The sequence below is a fragment of the Nocardioides sp. HB32 genome (assembly GCF_054058995.1).
On record NZ_JBSSBS010000001.1, the window covers coordinates 2,994,922 to 3,017,528 of the forward strand.

A 22,607-nucleotide genomic window follows, 5' to 3' on the forward strand; every position below is an offset into this window, starting at 1 on the left:
GACGGGCGTGAAAGGATCGCACTCATGGCGATGACGGCACAGGTGAAGGCGGAGCTGGCCAACACCCAGATCACCAAGACGTGCTGCCGCCAAGGCCGAGGTGGCCTCGATGCTGCGCTTCGCCGGGGGCCTGCACATCGTGAGCGGCAAGATCGTGGTGGAGGCGGAGTTCGACACCGGCGCGTCGGCACGACGGCTGCGCACCAACATCGCCGAGGTCTACGGCCACCAGTCGGACGTGGTCATGGTGCAGGGCAACGGGATCCGCAAGGGCAGCCGCTACATCGTCCGCGTGGTCAAGGACGGCGAGGCGCTCGCCCGGCAGACCGGGCTGCTCGATCAGCGCGGTCGGCCCGTGCGCGGCCTGCCGCCCGCGGTCGTCTCCGGGGGTGGCTGTGACGCCGTCGCCGCCTGGCGCGGCGCGTTCCTGGCGCACGGCTCGCTCACCGAGCCGGGCCGCTCGTCGGCGCTGGAGGTGACCTGCCCGGGTCCGGAGGCCGCGCTGGCCCTGGTCGGAGTCGCCCGGCGGCTCGGCATCCACGCGAAGGCCCGCGAGGTCCGTGGCGTCGACCGGGTCGTCATCCGCGACGGCGACGCGATCGGGCAGCTGCTCACCCGGCTCGGCGCCCACGAGTCGCTGATGGCCTGGGAGGAGCGCCGGATGCGCCGCGAGGTGCGGGCCACGGCCAACCGGCTCGCGAACTTCGACGACGCCAACCTGCGCCGATCTGCGCGGGCCGCGGTGGCCGCCGGCGCGCGGGTCGGCCGCGCCATGGAGATCCTCGGCGACGAGGTCCCGGACCACCTGAAGATGGCCGGCGAGCTGCGCCTCGAGCACAAGCAGGCCTCGCTGGAGGAGCTCGGCCAGCTGCACGACCCGGTGCTGACCAAGGACGCGATCGCGGGCCGGATCCGCCGGCTGCTGGCGATGGCGGACAAGCGCGCCGAAGATCTCGGCATCCCCGACACCGAGGCGTCGCTGACCCCGGACATGCTCGCGGACGAGGCCTGAGGTCCCCTCGGTCCGGGACCTCCGCTCGTTACTGGCACGTACGCCGGGACGGCAGTCTGGGCGCATCCCCCCAAGCGATAGGGTCGTGACGTCCCCTTGCACGCCCTGAACGACAAGCAGGAGCAACCAGTGACTGTTCGTGTAGGTATCAACGGGTTCGGCCGGATCGGCCGCAACTTCTTCCGTGCCGTCCGGGCCTCCGGCCTGGACATCGAGATCGTGGCCGTCAACGACCTGACGTCCAACACGGCCCTGGCCCCGCTGCTGAAGTTCGACTCGATCCTCGGCCGCCTGGACGCCGACGTGACCGCCACCGAGGACGAGATCCGGGTCGGCGACCAGGTCGTGAAGACGTTCGCCGAGCGCGACCCGGCCAACCTGAAGTGGGCCGACGTCGGCGTCGACGTCGTCGTGGAGTCGACCGGCTTCTTCACCGACGCGACCAAGGCGCGCGCCCACGTCGACAACGGCGGGGCGAAGAAGGTCATCATCTCCGCGCCGGCGTCCAACGACGACGTCACGGTGGTCATGGGCGTCAACCACGCGACGTACGACCCGGCCGCGCACACCGTCATCTCCAACGCCTCCTGCACCACCAACTGCCTGGCCCCGATGGCCAAGGCGCTGCACGACGGCATCGGCATCAACAAGGGCCTGATGACGACGATCCACGCCTACACCGCGGACCAGAACCTCCAGGACAACATCCACAAGGACCCGCGCCGCGCCCGCGCCGCCGCGCTCAACCTGGTCCCGACCTCGACCGGCGCCGCGAAGGCGATCGGCCTGGTGATCCCCGAGCTCAAGGGCAAGCTCGACGGCTACGCCATGCGCGTCCCGGTCCCGACCGGCTCGGCGACCGACCTGTCGTTCGAGGCCGCTCGCGAGACCTCCGTCGAGGAGATCAACGAGATCGTCAGGGCCGCGGCCGACGGCAAGTACCTCCGGTACTCCACCGACCCGCTGGTCTCGACCGACATCGTGACCGACCCGGCGTCCTGCATCTTCGACGCGCCGCTGACCAAGGTGATCGGCAACCAGGTCAAGGTGCTCGGCTGGTACGACAACGAGTGGGGCTACTCCAACCGGCTCGCGGACCTGATCGCGTACGTCGGCGAGACCCTCTGACCGTGGGTCGGTACTCCTCCCTGGGGGACGTGGCGGGCAAGCGCGTCCTCGTCCGCTCGGACCTGAACGTGCCGCTCGACGGCACCCGCATCACCGACGACGGTCGGGTGCGCGCGAGCGTCCCGACCATCCGGGAGCTCGCGGACGCGGGTGCCCGGGTCGTGGTCGTCGCCCACCTCGGCCGCCCGAAGGGTGCGCCGGACGAGCGCTACTCGCTGCGCCCGGTCGCCGAGCGTCTGGGAGAGCTGCTCGGGTCCGAGGTCGCGTTCGCGACCGACACCGTGGGCGACAGCGCCCGCGAGACCGTCGCCGGCCTGTCCGACGGCCAGGTCGCGGTGCTCGAGAACGTGCGGTTCAACGCCGGGGAGACGAGCAAGGACGAGCGGGAGCGCGGGGCCTTCGCCGACCAGCTCGCGGAGCTCGCCGACGCGTTCGTGTCCGACGGCTTCGGCGTCGTGCACCGCAAGCAGGCCTCCGTGTACGACGTCGCGCAGCGGCTGCCGCACGCGATGGGACAGCTGGTCGCCACCGAGATCGGCGTCCTGCGCCGGCTCACCGAGGAGCCGGAGCGTCCGTACGTCGTCGTGCTCGGCGGCTCGAAGGTCTCCGACAAGCTCGGGGTGATCGACAACCTGCTCGGCAAGGCCGACCGGCTGCTGATCGGGGGCGGCATGGTCTTCACGTTCCTCAAGGCCCAGGGCCACGAGGTCGGCAAGAGCCTCCTCGAGGAGGACCAGCTCGACACCTGCCGGTCCTACCTGGAGCGGGCGGCCGAGTCCGGCGTGGAGATCCTGCTGCCGACCGACATCGTCGTGGACACCGAGTTCCCGTCCGGTGACCGGGAGCCGCATCCGCGCGTCGTCGCCGCGGACGCCATCCCGCCGGACGCGCTCGGCCTCGACATCGGACCCGCGTCCGGAGCGGCGTTCGCCGCCGCGCTCGCAGACGCCCGCACCGTGTTCTGGAACGGCCCCATGGGCGTCTTCGAGGTGGGTGCGTTCGCCGAGGGGACCCGAGCGGTCGCCCAGGCGCTCACGAAGACAGACGGCCTCTCCGTGGTCGGCGGCGGCGACTCCGCGGCCGCCGTACGCACCCTCGGCTTCGATGAGGCGGCCTTCGGCCACATCTCGACCGGTGGCGGTGCGAGCCTGGAGTACCTCGAGGGCAAGGAGCTGCCCGGCATCAAGGTCTTGGAGGACTGATGGCGTCTGCATCCCGCACCCCGCTGATGGCGGGGAACTGGAAGATGAACCTGAACCACCAGGAAGCCGTGGTCCTCGTCCAGAAGCTCGCCTGGACACTCGCGGACAAGAAGCACGACTACGCGCGGTGCGAGGTCGTCGTGGTGCCGCCCTACACCGACCTGCGGTCCGTGCAGACGCTGGTCGACGGCGACCGGCTGCTGGTGCGGTACGCCGCCCAGGACGTCTCGCAGCACGAGGGCGGGGCGTACACCGGGGAGATCTCCGCCGGCATGCTGGCCAAGCTCGGCTGCTCGTACGTCGTGGTGGGGCACAGCGAGCGCCGCGAGTACCACGGCGAGTCCGACCAGCTGGTCAGTGCCAAGGCGCAGCGGGCGCTCGCCGCGGGCATGACGCCGATCGTGTGCGTGGGCGAGGGGCTGCAGATCCGGCAGGCCGGTGAGCACGTCGGGCACTGCCTCAACCAGGTCGACGGGTCGCTGGCGGCCTTCACGGCCGAGCAGATCGCGGGGCTGGTCGTCGCGTACGAGCCGGTCTGGGCGATCGGCACCGGCGAGGTGGCGACCCCGGAGGACGCGCAGGAGGTCTGCGCGGCGCTCCGGGACCGGATCCGCGAGGCGCACGGCGACGCCGCCGCGGACGGCGTACGCATCCTGTACGGCGGCTCGGTCAAGGCGAACAACGTCGGCGGCATCATGGCGCAGGCCGACGTGGACGGCTGTCTGGTGGGCGGATCGAGCCTCCAGGCGGACGAGTTCGGGGCGATCTGCCGCTTCTACGACATGCCGATCATCTGATCGCCGACCCTCTGACGTAGGATTCTCGACTGTGCAACTGCTCTTCACCATCGTGCTGATGATCGCCAGCGCCGTCATGATCCTGCTCGTGCTCCTGCACAAGGGTCGTGGGGGCGGCCTCTCGGACATGTTCGGCGGTGGCGTCTCGAGCTCACTCGGCGGATCTTCCGTCGCGGAGCGCAACCTCGACCGCCTCACCGTCGGGGTCGGCGTCATCTGGTTTGCCTGCGTCATCGCCCTCGGGCTCCTGCTGGCGTACTGACTTTTCTGAGAAGGGAACCGTTCCGTGGCTGGTGGAGGAAACGCTATTCGCGGGAGCCGGGTGGGGGCCGGCCCGATGGGCGAGGCAGAGCGCGGCGAGGCCGCCCCGCGGCAGCCCGTGACGTACTTCTGTGCGAACGAGCACCGCTCGGTGGTGACGTTCTCGATCGAGGCCCAGGTGCCGGACACGTGGGACTGCCCCAAGTGCGGCCTGCCGGCGAGCCTCGACTCCGAGAACCCGCCTCCCGCGCCGAAGATCGAGCCCTACAAGACGCACCTCGCCTACGTGAAGGAGCGGCGCTCCGACAAGGAGGCGGCCGACATCCTCGACGAGGCGCTCGCGCTCCTGCGCTCCCGCCGCAAGTCCGGCGACATCATCTTCTAGCCCGACGTCAGAGCTGGGACGCGGCGGCCCGGTCGAGGAACCAGATCGTCTCCTCGAGGCCGGTGACGCCGGCGGCGGGCGTGTCGTGGGGGTCGGCGCCGCCGAGGGCGGCGGCCACGGCGGCGGCCTTGCCCTCGCCGCTGACCAGGAACCACGCCGACCGCGCCCGGTTCAGCGGCGCGAAGGTGAGGCTGATCCGCTCCGGGGGCGGCTTCGGGGAGCCGGTCACGCCGACCGCGATGTCGGTCGAGTCGAGCTGCGGGAAGCCGGGGAACAACGACGCGACGTGGCCGTCCGGACCGATCCCGAGCATGACGACCTCGAAGGCACCGGAGCCGTGATCCCGGAGCTCCGCGGCGTACGACGCGGCGCCGGCGTCGACGTCGGCGGCATCGGCCGTCGACGGCATCTCGTGCACCTTCGCCGGGTCGGCCCCGACCGCGTCGAGGAACGCCTCGCGGGCCTGGCGCGCGTTGCGGTCGGGGGAGTCGGGGGCCACGAAGCGCTCGTCGCCCCACCAGACCACGACCTGCGACCAGTCCACCTCGGACGCCGGCGACAGCCGGGCGATCTCGCGGTGGATCTCCTCGGCGATGGTGCCACCGGTCAGCGCGATCTGCGGCACGCCGCCCGCGGCCTGGGCGTCGCCGATCCGGCTCAGCAGCTCGCCGGCGACGGCGGTCGCGAGCGTGGTCGCGTCGGGGTGGACCTCGATCCGGGGGGTCGCCGTCACTTCTTCGCCTCCAGCTTCAGCAGGGCGCGGGCGGTCTCGGCGTACACGTCGTCCTCGTCGAGCCGGCGGAGCTCCTCGGCGAGCAGCTCGGGCAGGTCACGGCGCTTCAGGGCGACCGGTCGGTCGGGGCGGTCCGGGGAGGAGAACGTCGCCAGCTTGCCGTCGGTCCGGCTGATCCGGATCGGGCCCTCGTTGGTCTCGAGCACCACCTCGGTGATCCCGGGGCCGGCGGAGTTCTTGCGGTCGACGGTGATCTTCAGCCGGTCGGCGAGCCACGCGGTCAGCAGGTCGGCGCTGGGGCTGATCCGCTCCGCGGTGACCGACCCGTGCGTGACCTTGAGCGGCTGCTGGTCCAGCGCCGCCGCCAGCAGCGCGCGCCAGGAGGTGATCCGCGTCCACGCGAGGTCGGTGTTGCCCACGGTGTACGCCGAGCACTGCTGCAGCATCGCCCTGGTCTTGCCGCGGGAGGCGGCCGCCGCGTCGGTGATCCGCCGCTGCGCGAGCCTGCCCAGGGCGTCGTTCGCCGGGTCCTCCGGCGGGTGGTTGGGCCACCAGACCGCGACCGGCGAGTCGGGAAGCAGCAGCGGGAGCACCACGGACTCCGAGTGCTTCACGACCTCGCCCTTGAGCCGGATCAGGGCCGTCTCGCCGGTCCACCCGGAGCCGGTCCCGACCTGCGCGATGATCTCGGAGGCGCCCCGGGCATCGCCGAGGATCACCCCCAGGACGCGCGCCGGGTGCTCGTGCGACGCGGCCCGCGCCGCCAGCATCGCTCCCTCGGCGTCGTCCTCGTCGACGACGATCACCAGCGTCATCACCATCCCCATCGCCGGGCTGCCGGCGCGCACCCGCGCGCGCTGCAACTCCGCCGCGATCTGGGACGAGTTCGTGTTGATCAGCTCGATCATGTCGGGGTCCCCTCGGAGATGTGGCGTGAACTCATCAGGGTCGCCTCCAGGTCCGTCCGTCGCGGGCGAGCATCGTCTCCGCCGACGCCGGGCCCCAGGTGCCCGACTCGTACGGCTCGGGCTTGCCCTTGCCGCTCTCGTCCTGCTTCGCCCAGTGCTCGAGGATCGGGTCCAGGATCTTCCAGGACAGCTCGACCTCCTCGTGCCGGGGGAACAGCGGCGGGTCGCCGAGGAGGACGTCGAGGATCAGTCGCTCGTACGCCTCCGGGGAGGACTCGGTGAACGCGCCGCCGTACACGAAGTCCATGTTGACGTCGCGGATCTCCATCGCGGTGCCCGGCACCTTCGAGCCGAACCGGAGGGTGACGCCCTCGTCGGGCTGGATGCGGATCACCAGGGCGTTCTGGCCGAGCTCCTCGATGGCGGCGTCGGCGAACGGCAGGTGCGGCGCCCGCTTGAACACGACCGCCACCTCGGTGACCCGACGGCCGAGCCGCTTCCCGGTCCGGAGGTAGAACGGGACGCCGCCCCAGCGACGGGTCTCCACGTTGAGCTTCACGGCCGCGAACGTCTCGGTCGTGGAGGTGCGCTTGATGCCCTCCTCCTCCAGGAACCCGATCACCTTCTCGCCGCCGGCCCAGCCCTCGGCGTACTGCCCCCGCGCCGTGGTCAGGTCGAGCCGGCGGGGGAGGGTGATGCTGGAGAGCACCTTCTGCTTCTCGATCCGCAGGCTGTCGGCGTCGAACGACGTCGGCTCCTCCATCGCGACGAGCGAGAGCAGCTGCAGGAGATGGTTCTGGATCACATCCCGTGCGGCGCCGATGCCGTCGTAGTAGCCGGCGCGGCCGCCGATGCCGATGTCCTCGGCCATGGTGATCTGCACGTGGTCGACGTAGTTGGCGTTCCAGATCGGCTCGAACATCTCGTTCGCGAAGCGCATCGCGAGGATGTTCTGCACCGTCTCCTTCCCGAGGTAGTGGTCGATCCGGAAGATCGAGCCGGACGGGAAGACGTCGCCCAGCACCGCCTGGAGCTCGCGGGCGGACCGGAGGTCGTGGCCGAACGGCTTCTCGATCACCACCCGGCGCCAGGAGTCGCCGCGTCCCACGGCCAGGTCGTGCTCCTTGAGCTGGCCGACCACGTTGCCGAAGAACCCGGGCGGGATGGCGAGGTAGAACGCGTGGTTGCCGCGGGTGCCTCGCAGCTCGTCGAGCTCGTCGATGGTGCGGCGCAGGTGCTCGAAGGCGTGGTCGTCGTCGAAGTCGCCCGACACGAAGCGGAAGCCCTCCGCGAGCTGCTTCCAGACCTCCTCGCGGAACTCGGTGCGCGCGTGCGCCTTCACCGAGTCGTGGACGATCTGGGCGAAGTCCTGATCGGCCCAGTCGCGCCGTGCGAACCCGACCAGGCTGAAGCCCGGGGGCAGCAGGCCACGGTTCGCCAGGTCGTAGATCGCGGGCATGATCTTCTTGCGGGACAGGTCGCCCGTGACCCCGAACAGGACCATGCCGCACGGTCCCGCGATGCGGGGGAGGCGTCGGTCGCGCGGATCGCGGAGCGGGTTCGTGTGGGTCACTGCCGGTGCCTCCAGTAGTAGCCGAGCAACTGCTGCGTGGACGCGTCCTGTTCGCCGGCGGCGGCGGTGTCGCCGGCGACCGCGGCGGCGACCTGCTGGGCGAGCTGCTTCCCGAGCTCGACGCCCCACTGGTCGAAGGAGTCGATGCCCCACACCGCGCCCTGGGTGAACGTGATGTGCTCGTACAGCGCCACCAGCTGGCCCAGCACCGACGGCGTCAGTGCCGGCGCCATGATCGAGGCGGTCGGCCGGTTGCCCGGGAACACCCGCGCCGGTACGACGGCCTCGGCCGTCCCCTCCGCGCGCACCTCCTCCGCGGTCTTCCCGAACGCCAGCGCGCGGGTCTGCGCCAGGAAGTTCGCCAGGAACAGCTGGTGCACGTCGGTGCTGTGCCCGTCGACGGTGTCCTGGAGCGGGTAGGCCGGGTTCACGAAAGCGATGAAGTCGGCCGGGACCAGCCGGGTGCCCTGGTGGATGAGCTGGTAGAACGCGTGCTGACCGTTGGTGCCGGGCTCGCCCCAGAACACCTCGCCGGTGTCGGTGGACACCGGCGAGCCGTCCCAGCGCACGCCCTTGCCGTTGGACTCCATCGTGAGCTGCTGGAGGTACGCCGGGAAGCGGTGCAGCAGCTGGGCGTAGGGGAGCACCGCGTGCGTCCCGGCGCCCAGGAAGTTGGTGTACCAGACGTTCAGCAGGCCCATCAGCGCCGGCACGTTGTGCGCGAGGTCGGTACGGCGGAAGTGCTCGTCCATCGCGTGGAACCCGCCCAACATCTCCGCGAACCGCTCCGGCCCGATCGCGACGACCAGCGACAACCCGATCGCGGAGTCCATCGAGTAGCGGCCCCCGACCCAGTCCCAGAAGCCGAACGCGTTGTCGGTGTCGATGCCGAACTCCGCGACCTTGTCCAGCGCGGTCGACACCGCGACGAAGTGCCGCGCGACGGCCTCGGTCTTGTCCTGGTCCGACAGCCCGTCGAGCAGCCAGGCCCTGCACAGGCGCGCATTGGTGAGCGTCTCGAGCGTCCCGAACGTCTTGCTCGACACGATGAACAGCGTGCTCGCCGGGTCCAGCCCGGCCAGCGTCGTCGCCGCGTCGGTCGGGTCGATGTTGCTGATGAACCTGCACTCGAGGCCGTCCTGGCGGTACGCCGCCAGCGCCTCGTACGCCATCACCGGACCCAGGTCGGAGCCACCGATCCCGATGTTGACGACGGTCCGGATCCGCTCGCCCGTGACGCCCGTCCAGGCGCCGCTGCGGACCCGGTCCGCGAAGTCGTAGACGCGGTCCAGCACCTCGTGGACCTCGGCGACCACGTCCTCGCCGTCGACGCTCGGTCGTTCGTCGGGCCCCGCGTCGGCGGGGAGCCGCAGAGCGGTGTGCAGCACGGCACGGTCCTCGGTGACGTTGATCCGGTCGCCACGGAACATCGCGTCGCGGCGGTCCGCCAGCCCGACCTCGTCGGCGAGCTCGAGCAGGGCGCCCAGCACCCGGTCGTCGACCAGGGACTTGGACAGGTCGACGTACAGGTCGGCCGCCGTGAACGTCAGCCGCTCGACCCGCCCGGGGTCGGCCTCGAACCAGCCCCGCAGGTCGGGCTCGAACTCGGCCGCGAGCGCGCCGAGCCGCGCCCACGCCCCCGTCGACGACGGGTCGACGGGCCCCGTCACGCCTTGGCCTTCTCCATCTGGCCGGACACGGTCTCGAGCAGGTCGTCCCAGGACTTCTTGAACTTGTCCACGCCCTCGGTCTCGAGGACCACGAGGACGTCCTCCCAGTCGATGCCGACCTCGACGAGCCGGTCCAGGACGGCGCGGCCCTCGCCGGCCTTCCCGGTGACGAGGTCACCGAGGACCTCCCCGTGGTCGGCGAACGCGTCGAGGGTCTTCTCCGGCATCGTGTTGACCGTCTCGGCGACCACGAGGTCGCGGACGTACATCGTGTCGTCGTAGTCCGGGTTCTTCACGCCGGTCGACGCCCAGAGGGGTCGCTGGCGGTTGGCTCCGGCCGCCTCGAGCTCACGCCAGCGGTCCGAGCCGAAGATCTCCTCGAAGGCGCCGTAGGCGACCAGCGCATTGGCGACGGCGGCCTTGCCGCGCAGGGCCAGAGCGATGTCGGAGCCGATCTCCTCCAGCCGCCGGTCGACCTCGGTGTCCACGCGGGACACGAAGAACGACGCGACGGACTGGATCCCGGACAGGTCGACCCCGGCCTCGCGGGCCTGCTCGAGGCCCGTGAGGTAGGCGTCCATGACCTCGCGGTACCGCTGCTCGCCGAAGATCAGGGTGATGTTGACGCTGATGCCCTCGGCGGTCGCGGCCGTGATCGCGGGCAGTCCCTCCTGCGTCGCGGGGATCTTGACCAGCGCGTTCGGCCGGTCGACCGCGGCCCACAGCGCCCGCGCGGACTCGATCGTGCCCTCGGTGTCGTTGGCGAGCAGGGGCTCCACCTCGATCGACACGCGCCCGTCGTACGGCGCCGCGTCGTACACGGGGCGCATGATGTCGCACGCGTTGCGGACGTCCTCGGTGGTGACCTCGAAGACGACCCGGTCGACGCCCTCGCCCTTGTCGACGAGCTGCGCGACCTGCTCGTCGTAGCGCTCACCGTTGGCGATGGCGCCGGCGAAGATCGTCGGGTTGGTCGTCACGCCGACGACCTGCTTCTCCTGGACGAGCTCGGCGAGGTTGCCGGTCTCGATCCGCTCGCGCGAGAGGTCGTCGAGCCAGATCGACACCCCCGCCTCGGACAGCTGCTTCAGTCGGTCGCTCATGGGTTCCTCCCAGGTCGGGTGTGGGTGCTGTGGGGGCGGTCAGTCGCTCAGCGAGCGCAGGCTGTCCCGCGCCGCGTTGGCGACCGCCTCGCCGGTCATGCCGTACTCCTCGTAGATCCGCTTGAAGTCGGCCGACGCGCCGTAGGTGTCGATGGACACGATCCGGCCGTGGTCGCCCACGACCTCCCGCCAGCCCTGCGCGACCCCGGCCTCGACCGAGACGCGCGCCTTGACGGTGGGCGGGAGAACGGTCGCGCGGTACGCCTCGTCCTGCCGGTCGAACCACTCGCGGCACGGCATCGAGACCACGCGGGCCCGGATGCCGTCGGCCGCGAGGAGCTCCCGCGCGGCCACGGCGATCTGGACCTCGGACCCGGTGCCGACGAGGACGACGTCGGGGGCCCCGCCCTCGGCGTCGATCAGGACGTAGCCGCCGCGGTGCACGTTGCTGGTGTCGCTGAACCCCTCCTCGCCGCGCGGGAAGACCGGGACGTTCTGCCGGGTCAGCGCGATGCCGGCGGGACGGTCGGTGTTCTGGAGGACGGCCTTCCACGCGGCGGCCGTCTCGTTGGCGTCGGCAGGCCGGACCACGTCGAGGCCGGGGATCGCGCGCAGCGCGGCCAGGTGCTCGATCGGCTGGTGGGTCGGGCCGTCCTCGCCGAGGCCGATCGAGTCGTGGGTCCAGACGTAGGTGACCGGCAGGCCCATCAGCGCGGCGAGCCGCACGGAGCCGCGCATGTAGTCGGAGAACGTCAGGAACGTGCCACCGAAGACGCGGGTGCCGCCGTGCAGCGTGATGCCGCTCAGGATCGAGCCCATGCCGTGCTCGCGGATGCCGAAGTGGAGCACCCGGCCGGCGTACGGGTCGCCGGACCACTGGTCGGTGGAGCGGTCCTTCGGGACGAACGACGCAGCGTCCTCGATCGTGGTGTTGTTCGACTCGGCGAGGTCGGCGGAGCCGCCCCACAGCTCGGGCATCACGCCGGCGACCGCGTTGATGACCGCGCCGGACGCCTTCCGGGTGGCCATGCCCTTCGGGTCCGCGTCGAACGTGGGCAGCACCTCGTCGAGCTCCGGCGGCAGGGCGCGGGTCTGCATGCGCTCCCAGGTGGCGAGGGTCGCGTCGTCCGCGGCGGCCTTCCACCCCTCGAACTGCACCTCCCACTCCGCCTGCCACTGCTTGCCGCGCTCGATCAGCGACCGGGTGTGCGCGAGGACGTCGTCCGGCACCGCGAAGTGCTGGTCCGGGTCCAGGCCCATGATCTCCTTGGTGGCCCGCACCTCGTCCTCGCCGAGCGCGGAGCCGTGGGACTTGCCGGTGCCCTGGGCGTCGGGTGCCGGCCAGGCGATCACCGTGCGCAGCACGATCATGCTGGGCTGGTCGGTGACCTCCTCGGCCGCACGGATCGCGGCGTACAGCGCCGGCACGTCCTCGACGTACTCGGTGCCGTCGTTGGTCCAGTCGACGGTCTGGACGTGCCACCCGTAGGCCTCGAAGCGCTTGCCGACGTCCTCGGTGAAGGCCACGTTGGTGTCGCCCTCGATCGAGATCCGGTTGGCGTCGTAGACGACGGTGAGGTTGCCGAGCTGCTGCACGCCCGCGATCGACGAGGCCTCGGCGCTCACGCCCTCCTCGAGGTCGCCGTCGGAGCAGATGCAGTAGATGTGGTGGTCGAACACCGAGCCGGCGTCGGCGCTCCCGGGGTCCAGCAGGCCGCGCTCGCGGCGGGCCGCCATCGCCATGCCGACCGCGTTGCCGACGCCCTGGCCCAGCGGCCCGGTGGTCGTCTCGACGCCGGCCGTGTGGCCGTGCTCGGGGTGCCCGGGCGTCTTCGAGCCCCAGGTCCGCAGGGACTTGAGGTCGTCGAGCTCGAGGCCCCAGCCGCCGAGGAACAGCTGGTTGTACAGCGTGATCGAGGAGTGGCCGGCGGACAGCACGAAGCGGTCGCGGCCGGGCCAGCTCGGGTCGGCGGGGTTGTGCCGCATCACCTTCTGGAAGAGCAGGTACGCGGCTGGAGCGAGGCTCATCGCGGTGCCGGGGTGCCCGTTGCCGACCTTCTGCACCGCGTCCATGGACAGGGCCCGGACCGTGTCCACCGCCTTGTCGTCGAGGTCGGTCCAGTCGAGTGCAGAGGTGTTGCTCACAGGGTTCCTTTCGGGGGGTTCGGCCAATGCCGAGCCTACTCACGTCGGGCGATAGACTCCCATCGGTCCCAGCACCATTCCGGTGCCCACATTCCCCTCCGAGGAACCCCGTGACGTACGTCGGTCAGTCCGCCTCTGCCGCGAGGCAGCCAGCGGACGAGCGGGCGAGCCTCAAGGACGTGGTCGCGGCGTACGTCGGGCTGACGAAGCCGCGGGTCATCGAGCTGCTGCTGCTCACCACCGTCCCGGTGATGTTCTACGCCGCTCGCGGTGTCCCGGACCTCGGCCTCGTCGTGGCGACCGTCATCGGCGGCACGTTCTCCGCCGGCTCGGCGTCGGTGTTCAACTGCGTCTACGACCGCGACATCGACGAGCAGATGCGCAGGACGCGGCGCCGGGCGCTGCCGCGCCACATCGTCTCCCCGCGGGCCGCGCTCCTGTTCGGCTTCGCACTCGGGATCGCCTCGACGGTGATCCTCTACGTCTGGGTCAACCCGCTGTCCGCGCTGCTGTCGGTGCTCGCCAACGCCTTCTACGTGTTCGGCTACACGATGCTGCTGAAGCGGCGGACGACGCAGAACATCGTGTGGGGCGGCATCGCCGGCTGCTTCCCGACCCTGATCGGCTGGACCGCGGTCACCGGCTCGCTCTCGTGGACGCCGGTCGTGCTGTTCCTGGTGGTCTTCTTCCTCTGGACGCCGCCGCACACCTGGGCGCTGGCGCTGCGCTACCGCGAGGACTACGCGAACGTCGACGTGCCGATGCTGCCGGTCGTCAGGCCGGCCGCCGTCGTGGGCCGGCAGATCGTCGTCTACAGCTGGCTGATGGTCGCCACCTCGCTGCTGCTGTGGCCGGTCGCCGACACCGGGCTGTTCTACCCCGTCGCCGCCGCGGTGCTGGGCGCGGTGTTCCTGCTCGAGGCGCACCGGATGTGGGGCCGCGCGCGTGGCACCGAGGACCTCTCGGTGATCCAGCCGATGCGGCTGTTCCACTCCTCGAACCTCTATCTCTCGCTGCTCTTCGTGGCGGTCGCGCTCGACCCGCTCATCAGCCGATGAAGATTTCTCGGCTCCCGACGCAACCGATCCGCGTCCCACTGCGTCAGAGGTGTTGACGGCGGTCGTCCCGTCCACGGGGGTACGGGCGGCCGCTGTCGCCATGTCCCGGCCGCGCTACGCCGGCTGCCGGGCCGGCTGTCGGGCAGCCTGCGGCTCGCGCACCTGGATCAGCGCCCACGTCACCGTCGCGGAGACCAGGGCCGCGCCGAGCATGTGGAAGCCGACGAGCACGACCGGCAGGTCGGTGAAGTACTGCACGAAGCCGACCGCACCCTGGGCGACCTCGACGACCAGCAGCAGCACCACGGCGTTGCGCGTGGCGCGCGGGTAGCCGCCCGCGAGCACGGCGAAGAGCAGGCCGAGGGTGAGCCCGACGAAGAGGAACACCAGGTCTGCGTGCAGCTGGCTCATCTGCAGCGGCGAGAGACCGTTGCGCGCCGAGTGCGCGTCGCCCGCGTGCGGCCCGGAGCCGGTGACCACCGTGCCGACGTACAGGACCGCCCAGGCGGAGACGAACGTCGCCCAGGCCAGCCCGACCACGGCGCCCCGGGGCCGCTGGGCCGGGGCCGGATGCGTGATGCGGTGCAGGAACAGCATCCCCACGCCGATGATCGCCAGCGAGCACAGCAGGTGCAGCGAGACGACCCAGGGGTTGAGGTCGGTCAGGACCGTGATGCCGCCGATCACCGCCTGCGCGGGGATGCCCAGTGCCATGACGAGGGCGAGCCTGCGGAGGTCCGGGCGGCCGGACTGCCACGCGGCGAGGAACGTGCCGACCGCGACCGCCACCAGCACGTAGGTCAGCATCCGGTTGCCGAACTCGATCGCGGAGTGGATGTTGTACGCGCCGTGCGGCGTGAACGACTCGTCGGTGCAGCGCGGCCAGGTCGGGCAGCCGAGGCCGGAGCCGGTGAGGCGGACCACGCCACCGGTCACGACGAGCACGGCGTTGGCGACGATGGACGCCCAGGCCCACCCGGTCAGCCACTCGTCGAGACGTCGGAGCCGGGACGTCACTCCCACTTGAAGGTCCTCGCCGTCAGGGTCGTTCCGACGCCGGCCCAGAGCACGAGCACCCCGAGGTCGCGCCACGACGTGGCACCGTCGATCAGGGCCGCACGCATCGCGCTGCCGAGGGCCCCGGACGGCAGCCACCGCACCACGTCGCCGAACGCGCCGTACGCCGAGATCGGCAGCACGACGGCGCCGCCGGCGAGCAGCAGCAGGTAGACGAGGTTGGCGGCGGCGAGGGTGGCCTCGGCCCGCAGCACTCCCGAGAGGAAGAGGCCGAGCGACGCGAACGCGGCCGTCCCGGTCACCACCGCGAGCAGGAACCCGACGACGTCGGTCGAGGGGTCCCAGCCGAGCGCGAACGCCACGGCGGCGATCACGACCACCTGCATGGCCTCGACCAGCAGGAGCGCGCCGACCTTGCCCATCAGCAGCCCGGAGCGGGGGAGCGGCGAGGCGCCGAGGCGCTTGATCACGCCGTACCGCCGCTCGAAGCCGGTCGCGATCGCCAGCGAGGTGAACGCCGTCGACATGATCGCCAGCGCGAGCACGCCGGGGGCGAACACGTCGATCGGGTCGTGCTCGAGCGAGATGCCGAGGTGCTCGGACCCGGTGACGCCCCCGATCAGCACGATCACCGGGATCACCACGGCGAGCAGCAGCTGCTCCCCGTTGCGGATCATCAGCCGCGCCTCCATCCGGGCCTGGGCGAGCACCTGCCGGTGCAGTGGCGCGGCGCCGGGCATCGCGGTGAACGTGCCGCTCACGGGGCGAGCTCCCGTCCGGTCAGCTGGAGGAACACGTCCTCGAGGTTGCGCTGGCCCAGGGTGAGCCCTTCGGGCAGCACGTCGTTCTCCTCGCACCACCGCGAGACCTTCGCCAGCGTCGAGGCGTCCGCCGGACCGGTCACGAGCAGGCTCAGCTCGTCGAGCTGGGTGACCTCGGTGCCCGCGCCGAGGGCCACCCGGAGGGACTCGGGCGAGCCGGGCGGGAACGGCCGGGTCACCACGAGCCGGATCGTCGCGTGCGTGCCGCCACGGGTGAGCTCCAGCGGCGTGCCCGACGCGATCAGGCGGCCGCGGTCGATGATGTGGATGTGGTCGGCGAGCCGCTCGGCCTCGTCCATGTAGTGCGTGGTCAGCACGGCGGTGACGCCGTCCGCGCGGAGCTCCTCGAGCAGCTCCCAGGTCGTCCGCCGGGCCTGTGGGTCCATCCCGGCCGTCGGCTCGTCCACGAACACGATCTCGGGGCGGCCCACGAGCGCCAGCGCGAGCCCGAGCCGCTGCTGCTGGCCGCCGCTGAGCCGGCGGTACGGCGTCCGGCCGCAGTCGCCGAGCCCGAGCCGCTCGGCCAGCATCGCGGTGTCGAGCGGGTGCGCGTGCAGCCGCGCGACGTGGTCGAGCATCTCCATCGCCCGCACGCCGCTCCACGCGCCACCGCCCTGGAGCATCACACCGATGCGGGGCAGCAGCGCGCGCCGGTCGCGCACGGGGTCGAGCCCGAGCACCCGGACCGAGCCGCCCTGCGGCCGCCGGTAGCCCTCGCAGGTCTCGAGCGTCGTGGTCTTGCCGGCACCGTTCGGCCCGAGGACCGCCGTGATAGTCCCGCGCCCGACCGTGAGCGACAGCCCGTCGACGGCCACCTTGTCGCCGTACCGCATGACCAGGCCGTCGACCGCGACGGCCGCGTCGGCAGGGGAGGCGTCGGGCACGCCCGCCAGTGTAGGGAGCGGCCCGCTGTGGCCCGGGTCACGCCCCGACAGTGACCCCGCGGGAGGTAAGGGTGACCTTCCTTGAAGGGGCCCGCGCATTAACGGCACACTGGTGTTGTGGAATTCGACGAGGTCCCCGCCCGCGGCGGAGCCGGGCATGACCAGCCGACGCGTGAGCGCGTCGTCCGGTCGATCCTCGTCAACGGCCCCTCGACCGCCGCGGCGCTCGCCGAGCGGCTCGACCTCACCCCGGCCGCCGTACGCCGGCACCTCGACCAGCTGCTTGACGACGGGTCCCTCGAGGCGCGCGAGCCGCGCACCCAGGCCCACCGCGGTCGCGGGCGTCCCGCCAAGCTGTTCGCGCTGACCGAGGCGGGCCGCGACGGCTTCGACCAGCAGTACGACGACCTCGCCGTCCAGGCGCTCCGCTTCCTCGCCGAGACCGGTGGCGACCAGGCGGTCCGGGAATTCGCGGTCCGCCGGGCGGCGTTCATCGGGGAGCGGTTCGAAGGCGTCCGCGCGGAGCACCCCGAGCTCGGGTCGGCCGAGGTGCTGGCCCGGATCTTCACCGACGAGGGGTACGCCGCGTCGGTGCGCGACCTGCCGGTGGGGGAGCAGCTGTGCCAGCAGCACTGCCCGGTCTCCCACGTCGCCCACGAGTTCCCGCAGTTGTGCGAGGCGGAGACGGAGGCGATCAGCCAGGTCCTCGGCCGCCACGTGCAGCGCCTGGCCACCATCGCCCACGGCGACGGGGTCTGCACCACCTGCATCCCGAGCACACCCACCGAGAAGTCCACCGAGAAGAAGGAGCGGGTCAGCTGATGACCTCGATCGAAGAACTCAACCCGGAGCTCCAGGGCATCGGCCGCTACGAGTTCGGCTGGGCGGACGCCGACGTGGCGGGTGCCGACGCCAAGCGCGGCCTGAACGAGGACGTCGTACGCGACATCTCGGGGAAGAAGAGCGAGCCGCAGTGGATGCTCGACCTGCGCCTGAAGGGCCTGAAGCTCTTCGGCCGCAAGCCGATGCCGAACTGGGGCTCCGACCTCTCGGGCATCGACTTCGACAACATCAAGTACTTCGTCCGCTCGAGCGAGAAGCAGGCGACCTCGTGGGAGGAGCTCCCCGAGGACATCAAGAACACCTACGACAAGCTCGGCATCCCGGAGGCGGAGAAGCAGCGCCTCGTCGCGGGCGTCGCCGCGCAGTACGAGTCGGAGGTCGTCTACCACTCGATCCGTGAGGACCTCGAGGAGAAGGGCGTCCTGTTCCTCGACACCGACACGGCGCTGAAGGAGCACGAGGAGCTCTTCAAGGAGTACTTCGGCACCGTCATCCCGGTCGGCGACAACAAGTTCGCCGCGCTGAACACCTCGGTGTGGTCGGGTGGCTCGTTCATCTACGTGCCGAAGGGCGTGCACGTCGACATCCCGCTCCAGGCCTACTTCCGGATCAACACCGAGAACATGGGCCAGTTCGAGCGCACCCTGATCATCGTCGACGAGGACGCCTACGTGCACTACGTCGAGGGCTGCACGGCGCCGATCTACAGCTCCGACTCGCTGCACTCCGCGGTGGTGGAGATCATCGTGAAGAAGGGCGGCCGGTGCCGCTACACGACCATCCAGAACTGGTCCAACAACGTCTACAACCTCGTCACCAAGCGCGCGACCTGCGAGGCCGGCGCGACCATGGAGTGGGTCGACGGCAACATCGGCTCCAAGGTGACGATGAAGTACCCCGCCATCTACCTGATGGGCGAGCACGCCAAGGGTGAGACGCTCTCCATCGCGTTCGCCGGCGAGGGCCAGCACCAGGACGCGGGCGCCAAGATGGTGCACGCGGCGCCGCACACCTCGTCCTCGATCCTGTCGAAGTCGGTGGCGCGGGGCGGTGGGCGCACGTCGTACCGCGGCCTGATCCAGGTCAACGAGGGCGCGCACGGCTCGAAGTCCAACGTGCTCTGCGATGCGCTGCTGGTCGACCAGATCAGCCGCTCCGACACCTACCCGTACGTCGACATCCGCGAGGACGACGTGTCCATGGGTCACGAGGCGAGCGTCTCGAAGGTCTCCGACGACCAGCTCTTCTACCTCATGTCGCGCGGCATGGAGCAGGACGAGGCGATGGCGATGATCGTCCGCGGGTTCGTCGAGCCGATCGCCAAGGAGCTCCCGATGGAGTACGCCCTCGAGCTCAACCGACTGATCGAGCTGCAGATGGAGGGGGCTGTGGGCTGACGTGTCGTCGCTTCGCTCCGCCACGCCGGCCCACACGGACTCGCGTGTCGTCGCTTCGCTCCGCCACGCGGGCCCCCTTCTCTCGTTCGCGGGTGAGTCGTTCTTCGGCCTTCCGCACGTAGCAAAGAAAGTAGACCTAGTTAGATGACTGTGACTGACACGGCGCGCGAGAGCGTGGCGTCCGGCCTGGAGATGCCCAGGACCGAGAGCCACCTCAACCCGCCCGGGTCCTACGACCTGGCCGACCACCCGCTGCCGAACGGCCGCGAGGAGATCTGGCGCTTCACGCCGCTCAAGCGGCTGCGCGGGATCCTCGACGGCGAGGCGTCCGACGCCGGGCTCACCTGGACGACCACGCTGCCGGAGGGCGTCACGCTCACCGAGATCACCGCCGAGCAGGCGCTGGAGCTCGGTGAGCTCGCGCCGAACGACCGGCCGTCCGCGCTCGCCGCCGCGAACGCCGGTGGGGCGCTGCTGCTCGACGTCCCGGCCGACGCCGAGATCGGCGAGCCTATCGAGCTGCGCCTGCACGGCGAGTCGGTCGACGACCTGGTCTGGAGCCGGCTGCTGATCCGCGTCGGTCGGCATGCGCGGGCCACGGTTGCGATCGTGCACACCGGGTCCGCGCGCTACTCCGCGCTCACCAGCGTGCTGGTCGGCGACGGTGCGGTCGCGAACGTCCTGTCGCTCCAGGACTGGGATGACGACGCGGTCCACCTCGGACGCGACGCGATCCGGGTCGGCCGCGACGCCACCGTCAAGCACACGTCGATCTCGTTCGGCGGCGACGTCGTACGCATGCACGCGAACGTCGAGTACGCCGGCCCGGGCGGCGACGCCGAGCTGCTCGGCCTGTACTTCGCGGACCAGGGGCAGCATCTCGAGCACCGTCTGTTCGCCGACCACACCGCACCCAAGACGAAGAGCCACGTGCTCTACAAGGGCGCGCTGCAGGGTCAGGGCGCGCACACGGTCTGGATCGGCAACGTGCTGATCCGCAAGGTCGCGGAGGGCATCGAGACCTACGAGGAGAACCGCAACCTGGTGCTGTCCGACGGCTGCCAGGCCGACTCGGTGCCGAACCTCGAGATCGAGACCGGCGAGATCGAGGGCGCGGGCCACGCGTCCGCGACCGCGCGGTTCGACGACGAGCAGCTGTTCTACCTGCGCTCGCGGGGCGTCTCGGAGAAGGAGGCGCGGCGCCTCGTGGTGCACGGCTTCTTCAACGACCTGATCCGCAGGGTCGGCATCCCCTCGATCGAGGACCAGCTGCTCGAGACCGTCGAGGCGGAGCTGGCGAAGAACGTCCTGAAGGACTTCGACTGATGGCCTTCGAGAAGGCATGCGCGCTGGGCGACGTACCCACCGACGAGGCGCTCGGCGTCACGGTCGGTAGCTACGACGTGGCCATCGCCCGGCACGAGGACGAGGTCTTCGCGATCCAGGACCTCTGCTCCCACGCCGCCGTGGCGCTGAGCGAGGGCGAGGTCGAGGACTGCACGGTCGAGTGCTGGCTGCACGGCTCGCGCTTCGACCTGCGCACCGGCAAGCCCACCGGCCTCCCGGCCACCGAACCCGTCGCGACGTTCGCCGTCGAGATCCGCGGTGCGGACGTGTACGTCGACACCACCACCACCCTGAACGGAGTCACCCCCTCATGAGCAAGCTGGAGATCAAGGACCTGCAGGTGTCGGTGAGCACCGACGACGGTCCCAAGGAGATCCTCAAGGGCGTCACGCTGACCATCCAGGACGGCGAGACCCACGCGATCATGGGACCGAACGGGTCCGGCAAGTCGACCCTGGCCTACTCCATCGCGGGACACCCGAAGTACACCGTGACCGGCGGCACCGTGACCCTCGACGGCGAGGACGTCCTCGCGATGTCGGTCGACGAGCGCGCACGGGCCGGGCTGTTCCTGGCCATGCAGTACCCCGTCGAGGTGCCCGGCGTCTCGGTGTCGAACTTCCTGCGCACCGCGAAGACCGCGCTCGACGGCGAGGCCCCCAAGCTCCGGACCTGGGTCAAGGACGTCAACACCGCGCTCCAGCAGCTCAACCTCGACCCGACGTTCGGGACCCGCTCGGTCAACGAGGGCTTCTCCGGTGGTGAGAAGAAGCGTCACGAGATCGCCCAGCTCGAGCTGCTGAACCCGAAGGTCGCGATCCTCGACGAGACCGACTCGGGCCTGGACATCGACGCGCTGAAGGTCGTGTCCGAGGGGGTCAACCGGTTCCGTGCCCAGGAGGGCAAGGGCGTCCTGCTGATCACGCACTACACCCGGATCCTGCGCTACATCGAGCCCGACTTCGTGCACGTGTTCGTCGACGGCAAGGTCGCCGAGTCCGGCGGCGCGGAGCTCGCCGAGGAGCTCGAGGCCAACGGCTACGAGAAGTACCTCACGGCGGCGGTCTGAGCATGACGACCACGCAGCTGCCCGGACTCCTCCCCGAGCTGGAGGTGATCCGCGCCGACTTCCCGATCCTCGAGCGGACCCTCGCAGGCGGCCTGCCGCTGGTCTACCTCGACAGCGCCAACACCTCGCAGAAGCCGCAGGTCGTCATCGACACGATGGTCGACCACCTCGAGCGGCACAACGCGAACGTCGCCCGTGCGATGCACACCCTCGGCGCGGAGTCGACCGAGGCGTTCGAGGCGGCTCGCGACAAGGTGGCTGCCTTCCTGCACGCGCGCTCGCGCAACGAGGTGGTGTTCACCAAGAACGCCACCGAGGCGCTGAACCTGCTGGCGCGCACCATCGAGCTCGGCCCCGGCGACAACGTCGTGATCACCGAGATGGAGCACCACTCCAACATCGTGTCGTGGCAGCTGGCCTGCGAGCGGTCGGGCGCCGAGCTGCGTTGGTTCGGGCTCACCGACGACGGCCGGCTCGACCTGTCGAACGCCGACGCCCTCATCGACGAGCACACCAAGGTGGTGGCCTTCACCTGGGTCTCCAACATGCTCGGCACGATCAACCCGGTGAGCGACCTCGTGGCGCGCGCCCGGGCGTTCGGTGCCTACTCCGTCATCGACGCTTCCCAGGCCGCGCCGCAGCTGCCGGTCGACGTGGCCGCGACCGGCTGCGACTTCCTGGTCTTCACCGGCCACAAGACCGTAGGACCGACCGGCATCGGCGTGCTGTGGGGCCGGGAGGAGCTGCTCAACCAGCTCCCGCCGTTCCACGGCGGCGGCGAGATGATCGAGACGGTGACGATGGCCCGCTCGACGTACGCCTCGGCGCCCCACCGCTTCGAGGCCGGCACGCCGCCGATCGTCGAGGCCGTCGGCCTGGGTGCGGCGGTGGACTACCTGTCGCACATCGGCATGGACGCGATCCACCGGCACGAGCAGACCATCACGGCGTACGCCCTCGAGGGCCTGGCCACCGTGCCCGGGCTGACCGTGCTGGGGCCGCCGGACGCGGCGGAGCGCGGGGGAGCGATCTCCTTCGAGATCGACGGCGTGCACCCGCACGACGTCGCGCAGGTGCTGGACTCGCGCGGCGTCGCGGTCCGGGCCGGCCACCACTGCGCGAAGCCCGCGCACGCCCGGTTCGGGGTGCAGAGCTCGACCCGGATGTCGTCGTACCTCTACACGACGCCCGCGGAGATCGACGCGCTGGTGGATGGCCTGGAATACACCCGTTCGTACTTCAGGTTGGGCTGAT

Annotated in this window: 21 protein-coding genes and 1 pseudogene; 13 read left to right on the forward strand and 9 right to left on the reverse strand. The window is 70.8% G+C overall.

All coding sequences use genetic code 11. The features are described from left to right. Positions 1–24: 24 nt before the first annotated feature. From whiA to ACVW2K_RS15140, 6 genes and pseudogenes are all read left to right on the forward strand, one after another. Positions 25–1,012: pseudogene (whiA, locus tag ACVW2K_RS15115) on the forward strand (DNA-binding protein WhiA). 129 nt (positions 1,013–1,141) lie between these two features. After that, positions 1,142–2,140 (forward strand): type I glyceraldehyde-3-phosphate dehydrogenase, encoded by a 999-nt coding sequence (gap, locus tag ACVW2K_RS15120; RefSeq protein ID WP_028638396.1) that lies wholly within the window; start codon positions 1,142–1,144, stop codon positions 2,138–2,140. 2 nt (positions 2,141–2,142) lie between these two features. After that, positions 2,143–3,342 carry a phosphoglycerate kinase gene (locus ACVW2K_RS15125; RefSeq protein ID WP_457203083.1) on the forward strand — a complete coding sequence of 400 codons (1,200 nt, stop codon included), beginning with the start codon at positions 2,143–2,145 and terminating at the stop codon, positions 3,340–3,342. Beyond that, positions 3,342–4,139, forward strand: coding sequence for a triose-phosphate isomerase (tpiA, locus tag ACVW2K_RS15130; protein ID WP_036570862.1), 798 nt, complete (start codon positions 3,342–3,344; stop codon positions 4,137–4,139). The genes ACVW2K_RS15125 and tpiA overlap by 1 nt, the downstream gene beginning before the upstream one ends. 31 nt (positions 4,140–4,170) lie before the next feature. Beyond that, a complete protein-coding gene (gene secG, locus ACVW2K_RS15135) occupies positions 4,171–4,401 on the forward strand; it encodes a preprotein translocase subunit SecG (RefSeq protein ID WP_028638393.1) in 231 nt (76 codons plus the stop codon). A gap of 24 nt (positions 4,402–4,425) precedes the next feature. Continuing rightward, on the forward strand, positions 4,426–4,785 hold the full coding sequence (locus tag ACVW2K_RS15140; RefSeq protein ID WP_028638392.1) for an RNA polymerase-binding protein RbpA: 360 nt from the start codon (positions 4,426–4,428) through the stop codon (positions 4,783–4,785). Between the two features lie 7 nt (positions 4,786–4,792). Here ACVW2K_RS15140 and pgl read toward each other — a convergent pair whose 3' ends face one another. Genes pgl through tkt form a run of 6 tightly spaced genes read right to left on the reverse strand, consistent with a single transcriptional unit; the run spans position 4,793 to position 12,845 of the window. Then, a complete protein-coding gene (gene pgl / locus ACVW2K_RS15145; protein ID WP_457203084.1) occupies positions 4,793–5,518 on the reverse strand; it encodes a 6-phosphogluconolactonase in 726 nt (241 codons plus the stop codon). Beyond that, complete coding sequence (locus ACVW2K_RS15150) at positions 5,515–6,426, reverse strand: glucose-6-phosphate dehydrogenase assembly protein OpcA (RefSeq protein WP_457203085.1); 912 nt, start codon at positions 6,424–6,426, stop codon at positions 5,515–5,517. The genes pgl and ACVW2K_RS15150 overlap by 4 nt, the downstream gene beginning before the upstream one ends. Before the next feature lie 34 nt (positions 6,427–6,460). Beyond that, entirely contained in the window at positions 6,461–7,999 is a 1,539-nt protein-coding gene (zwf, locus tag ACVW2K_RS15155) for a glucose-6-phosphate dehydrogenase (protein WP_457203086.1), read from the reverse strand. After that, entirely contained in the window at positions 7,996–9,669 is a 1,674-nt protein-coding gene (gene pgi / locus ACVW2K_RS15160; RefSeq protein WP_457203087.1) for a glucose-6-phosphate isomerase, read from the reverse strand. The genes zwf and pgi overlap by 4 nt, the downstream gene beginning before the upstream one ends. Further along, the gene (gene tal / locus ACVW2K_RS15165) at positions 9,666–10,772 is read right to left on the reverse strand and encodes a transaldolase (protein ID WP_457203088.1); all 1,107 of its coding nucleotides are present in this window, start codon (positions 10,770–10,772) and stop codon (positions 9,666–9,668) included. The genes pgi and tal overlap by 4 nt, the downstream gene beginning before the upstream one ends. Before the next feature lie 39 nt (positions 10,773–10,811). Further along, positions 10,812–12,845: a transketolase gene (gene tkt, locus ACVW2K_RS15170; RefSeq protein ID WP_231496266.1), complete on the reverse strand. Its 2,034-nt coding sequence runs from the start codon at positions 12,843–12,845 to the stop codon at positions 10,812–10,814. 98 nt (positions 12,846–12,943) lie between these two features. On the opposite strand from tkt, the gene ACVW2K_RS15175 reads away from it, so the two are divergent. After that, on the forward strand, positions 12,944–13,975 hold the full coding sequence (locus ACVW2K_RS15175) for a heme o synthase (protein WP_457203089.1): 1,032 nt from the start codon (positions 12,944–12,946) through the stop codon (positions 13,973–13,975). Positions 13,976–14,089: 114 nt separating this feature from the next. Here ACVW2K_RS15175 and ACVW2K_RS15180 read toward each other — a convergent pair whose 3' ends face one another. From ACVW2K_RS15180 to ACVW2K_RS15190, 3 genes are read right to left on the reverse strand one after another with little or no spacing between them, the layout of a single operon-like run. Next, positions 14,090–14,998 carry a COX15/CtaA family protein gene (locus tag ACVW2K_RS15180; protein WP_457203090.1) on the reverse strand — a complete coding sequence of 303 codons (909 nt, stop codon included), beginning with the start codon at positions 14,996–14,998 and terminating at the stop codon, positions 14,090–14,092. After that, positions 14,989–15,753 (reverse strand): ABC transporter permease, encoded by a 765-nt coding sequence (locus ACVW2K_RS15185; RefSeq protein WP_457203091.1) that lies wholly within the window; start codon positions 15,751–15,753, stop codon positions 14,989–14,991. The genes ACVW2K_RS15180 and ACVW2K_RS15185 overlap by 10 nt, the downstream gene beginning before the upstream one ends. Further along, positions 15,750–16,697 (reverse strand): ABC transporter ATP-binding protein, encoded by a 948-nt coding sequence (locus ACVW2K_RS15190; protein ID WP_028638384.1) that lies wholly within the window; start codon positions 16,695–16,697, stop codon positions 15,750–15,752. Before ACVW2K_RS15190 ends, ACVW2K_RS15185 begins: the two co-directional genes overlap by 4 nt. Before the next feature lie 117 nt (positions 16,698–16,814). Between ACVW2K_RS15190 and ACVW2K_RS15195 the strand changes: the two genes are divergently transcribed. The 6 genes from ACVW2K_RS15195 (at position 16,815) to ACVW2K_RS15220 (ending at position 22,606) form a co-directional block, all read left to right on the forward strand. Further along, a complete protein-coding gene (locus ACVW2K_RS15195) occupies positions 16,815–17,519 on the forward strand; it encodes a helix-turn-helix transcriptional regulator (protein WP_028638383.1) in 705 nt (234 codons plus the stop codon). Then, positions 17,519–18,937, forward strand: a complete 1,419-nt coding sequence (gene sufB / locus ACVW2K_RS15200; RefSeq protein WP_028638382.1) for a Fe-S cluster assembly protein SufB — start codon at positions 17,519–17,521, stop codon at positions 18,935–18,937. The genes ACVW2K_RS15195 and sufB overlap by 1 nt, the downstream gene beginning before the upstream one ends. 144 nt (positions 18,938–19,081) lie before the next feature. Further along, positions 19,082–20,263, forward strand: a complete 1,182-nt coding sequence (gene sufD / locus ACVW2K_RS15205) for a Fe-S cluster assembly protein SufD (RefSeq protein WP_036570855.1) — start codon at positions 19,082–19,084, stop codon at positions 20,261–20,263. Next, positions 20,263–20,598, forward strand: coding sequence for a non-heme iron oxygenase ferredoxin subunit (locus ACVW2K_RS15210; RefSeq protein ID WP_028638380.1), 336 nt, complete (start codon positions 20,263–20,265; stop codon positions 20,596–20,598). The genes sufD and ACVW2K_RS15210 overlap by 1 nt, the downstream gene beginning before the upstream one ends. Further along, positions 20,595–21,353, forward strand: coding sequence for a Fe-S cluster assembly ATPase SufC (gene sufC, locus ACVW2K_RS15215; protein ID WP_457203092.1), 759 nt, complete (start codon positions 20,595–20,597; stop codon positions 21,351–21,353). The genes ACVW2K_RS15210 and sufC overlap by 4 nt, the downstream gene beginning before the upstream one ends. 2 nt (positions 21,354–21,355) lie before the next feature. Next, positions 21,356–22,606, forward strand: coding sequence for an aminotransferase class V-fold PLP-dependent enzyme (locus ACVW2K_RS15220; protein WP_028638378.1), 1,251 nt, complete (start codon positions 21,356–21,358; stop codon positions 22,604–22,606). The last annotated feature ends 1 nt before the right edge of the window (position 22,607 follow it).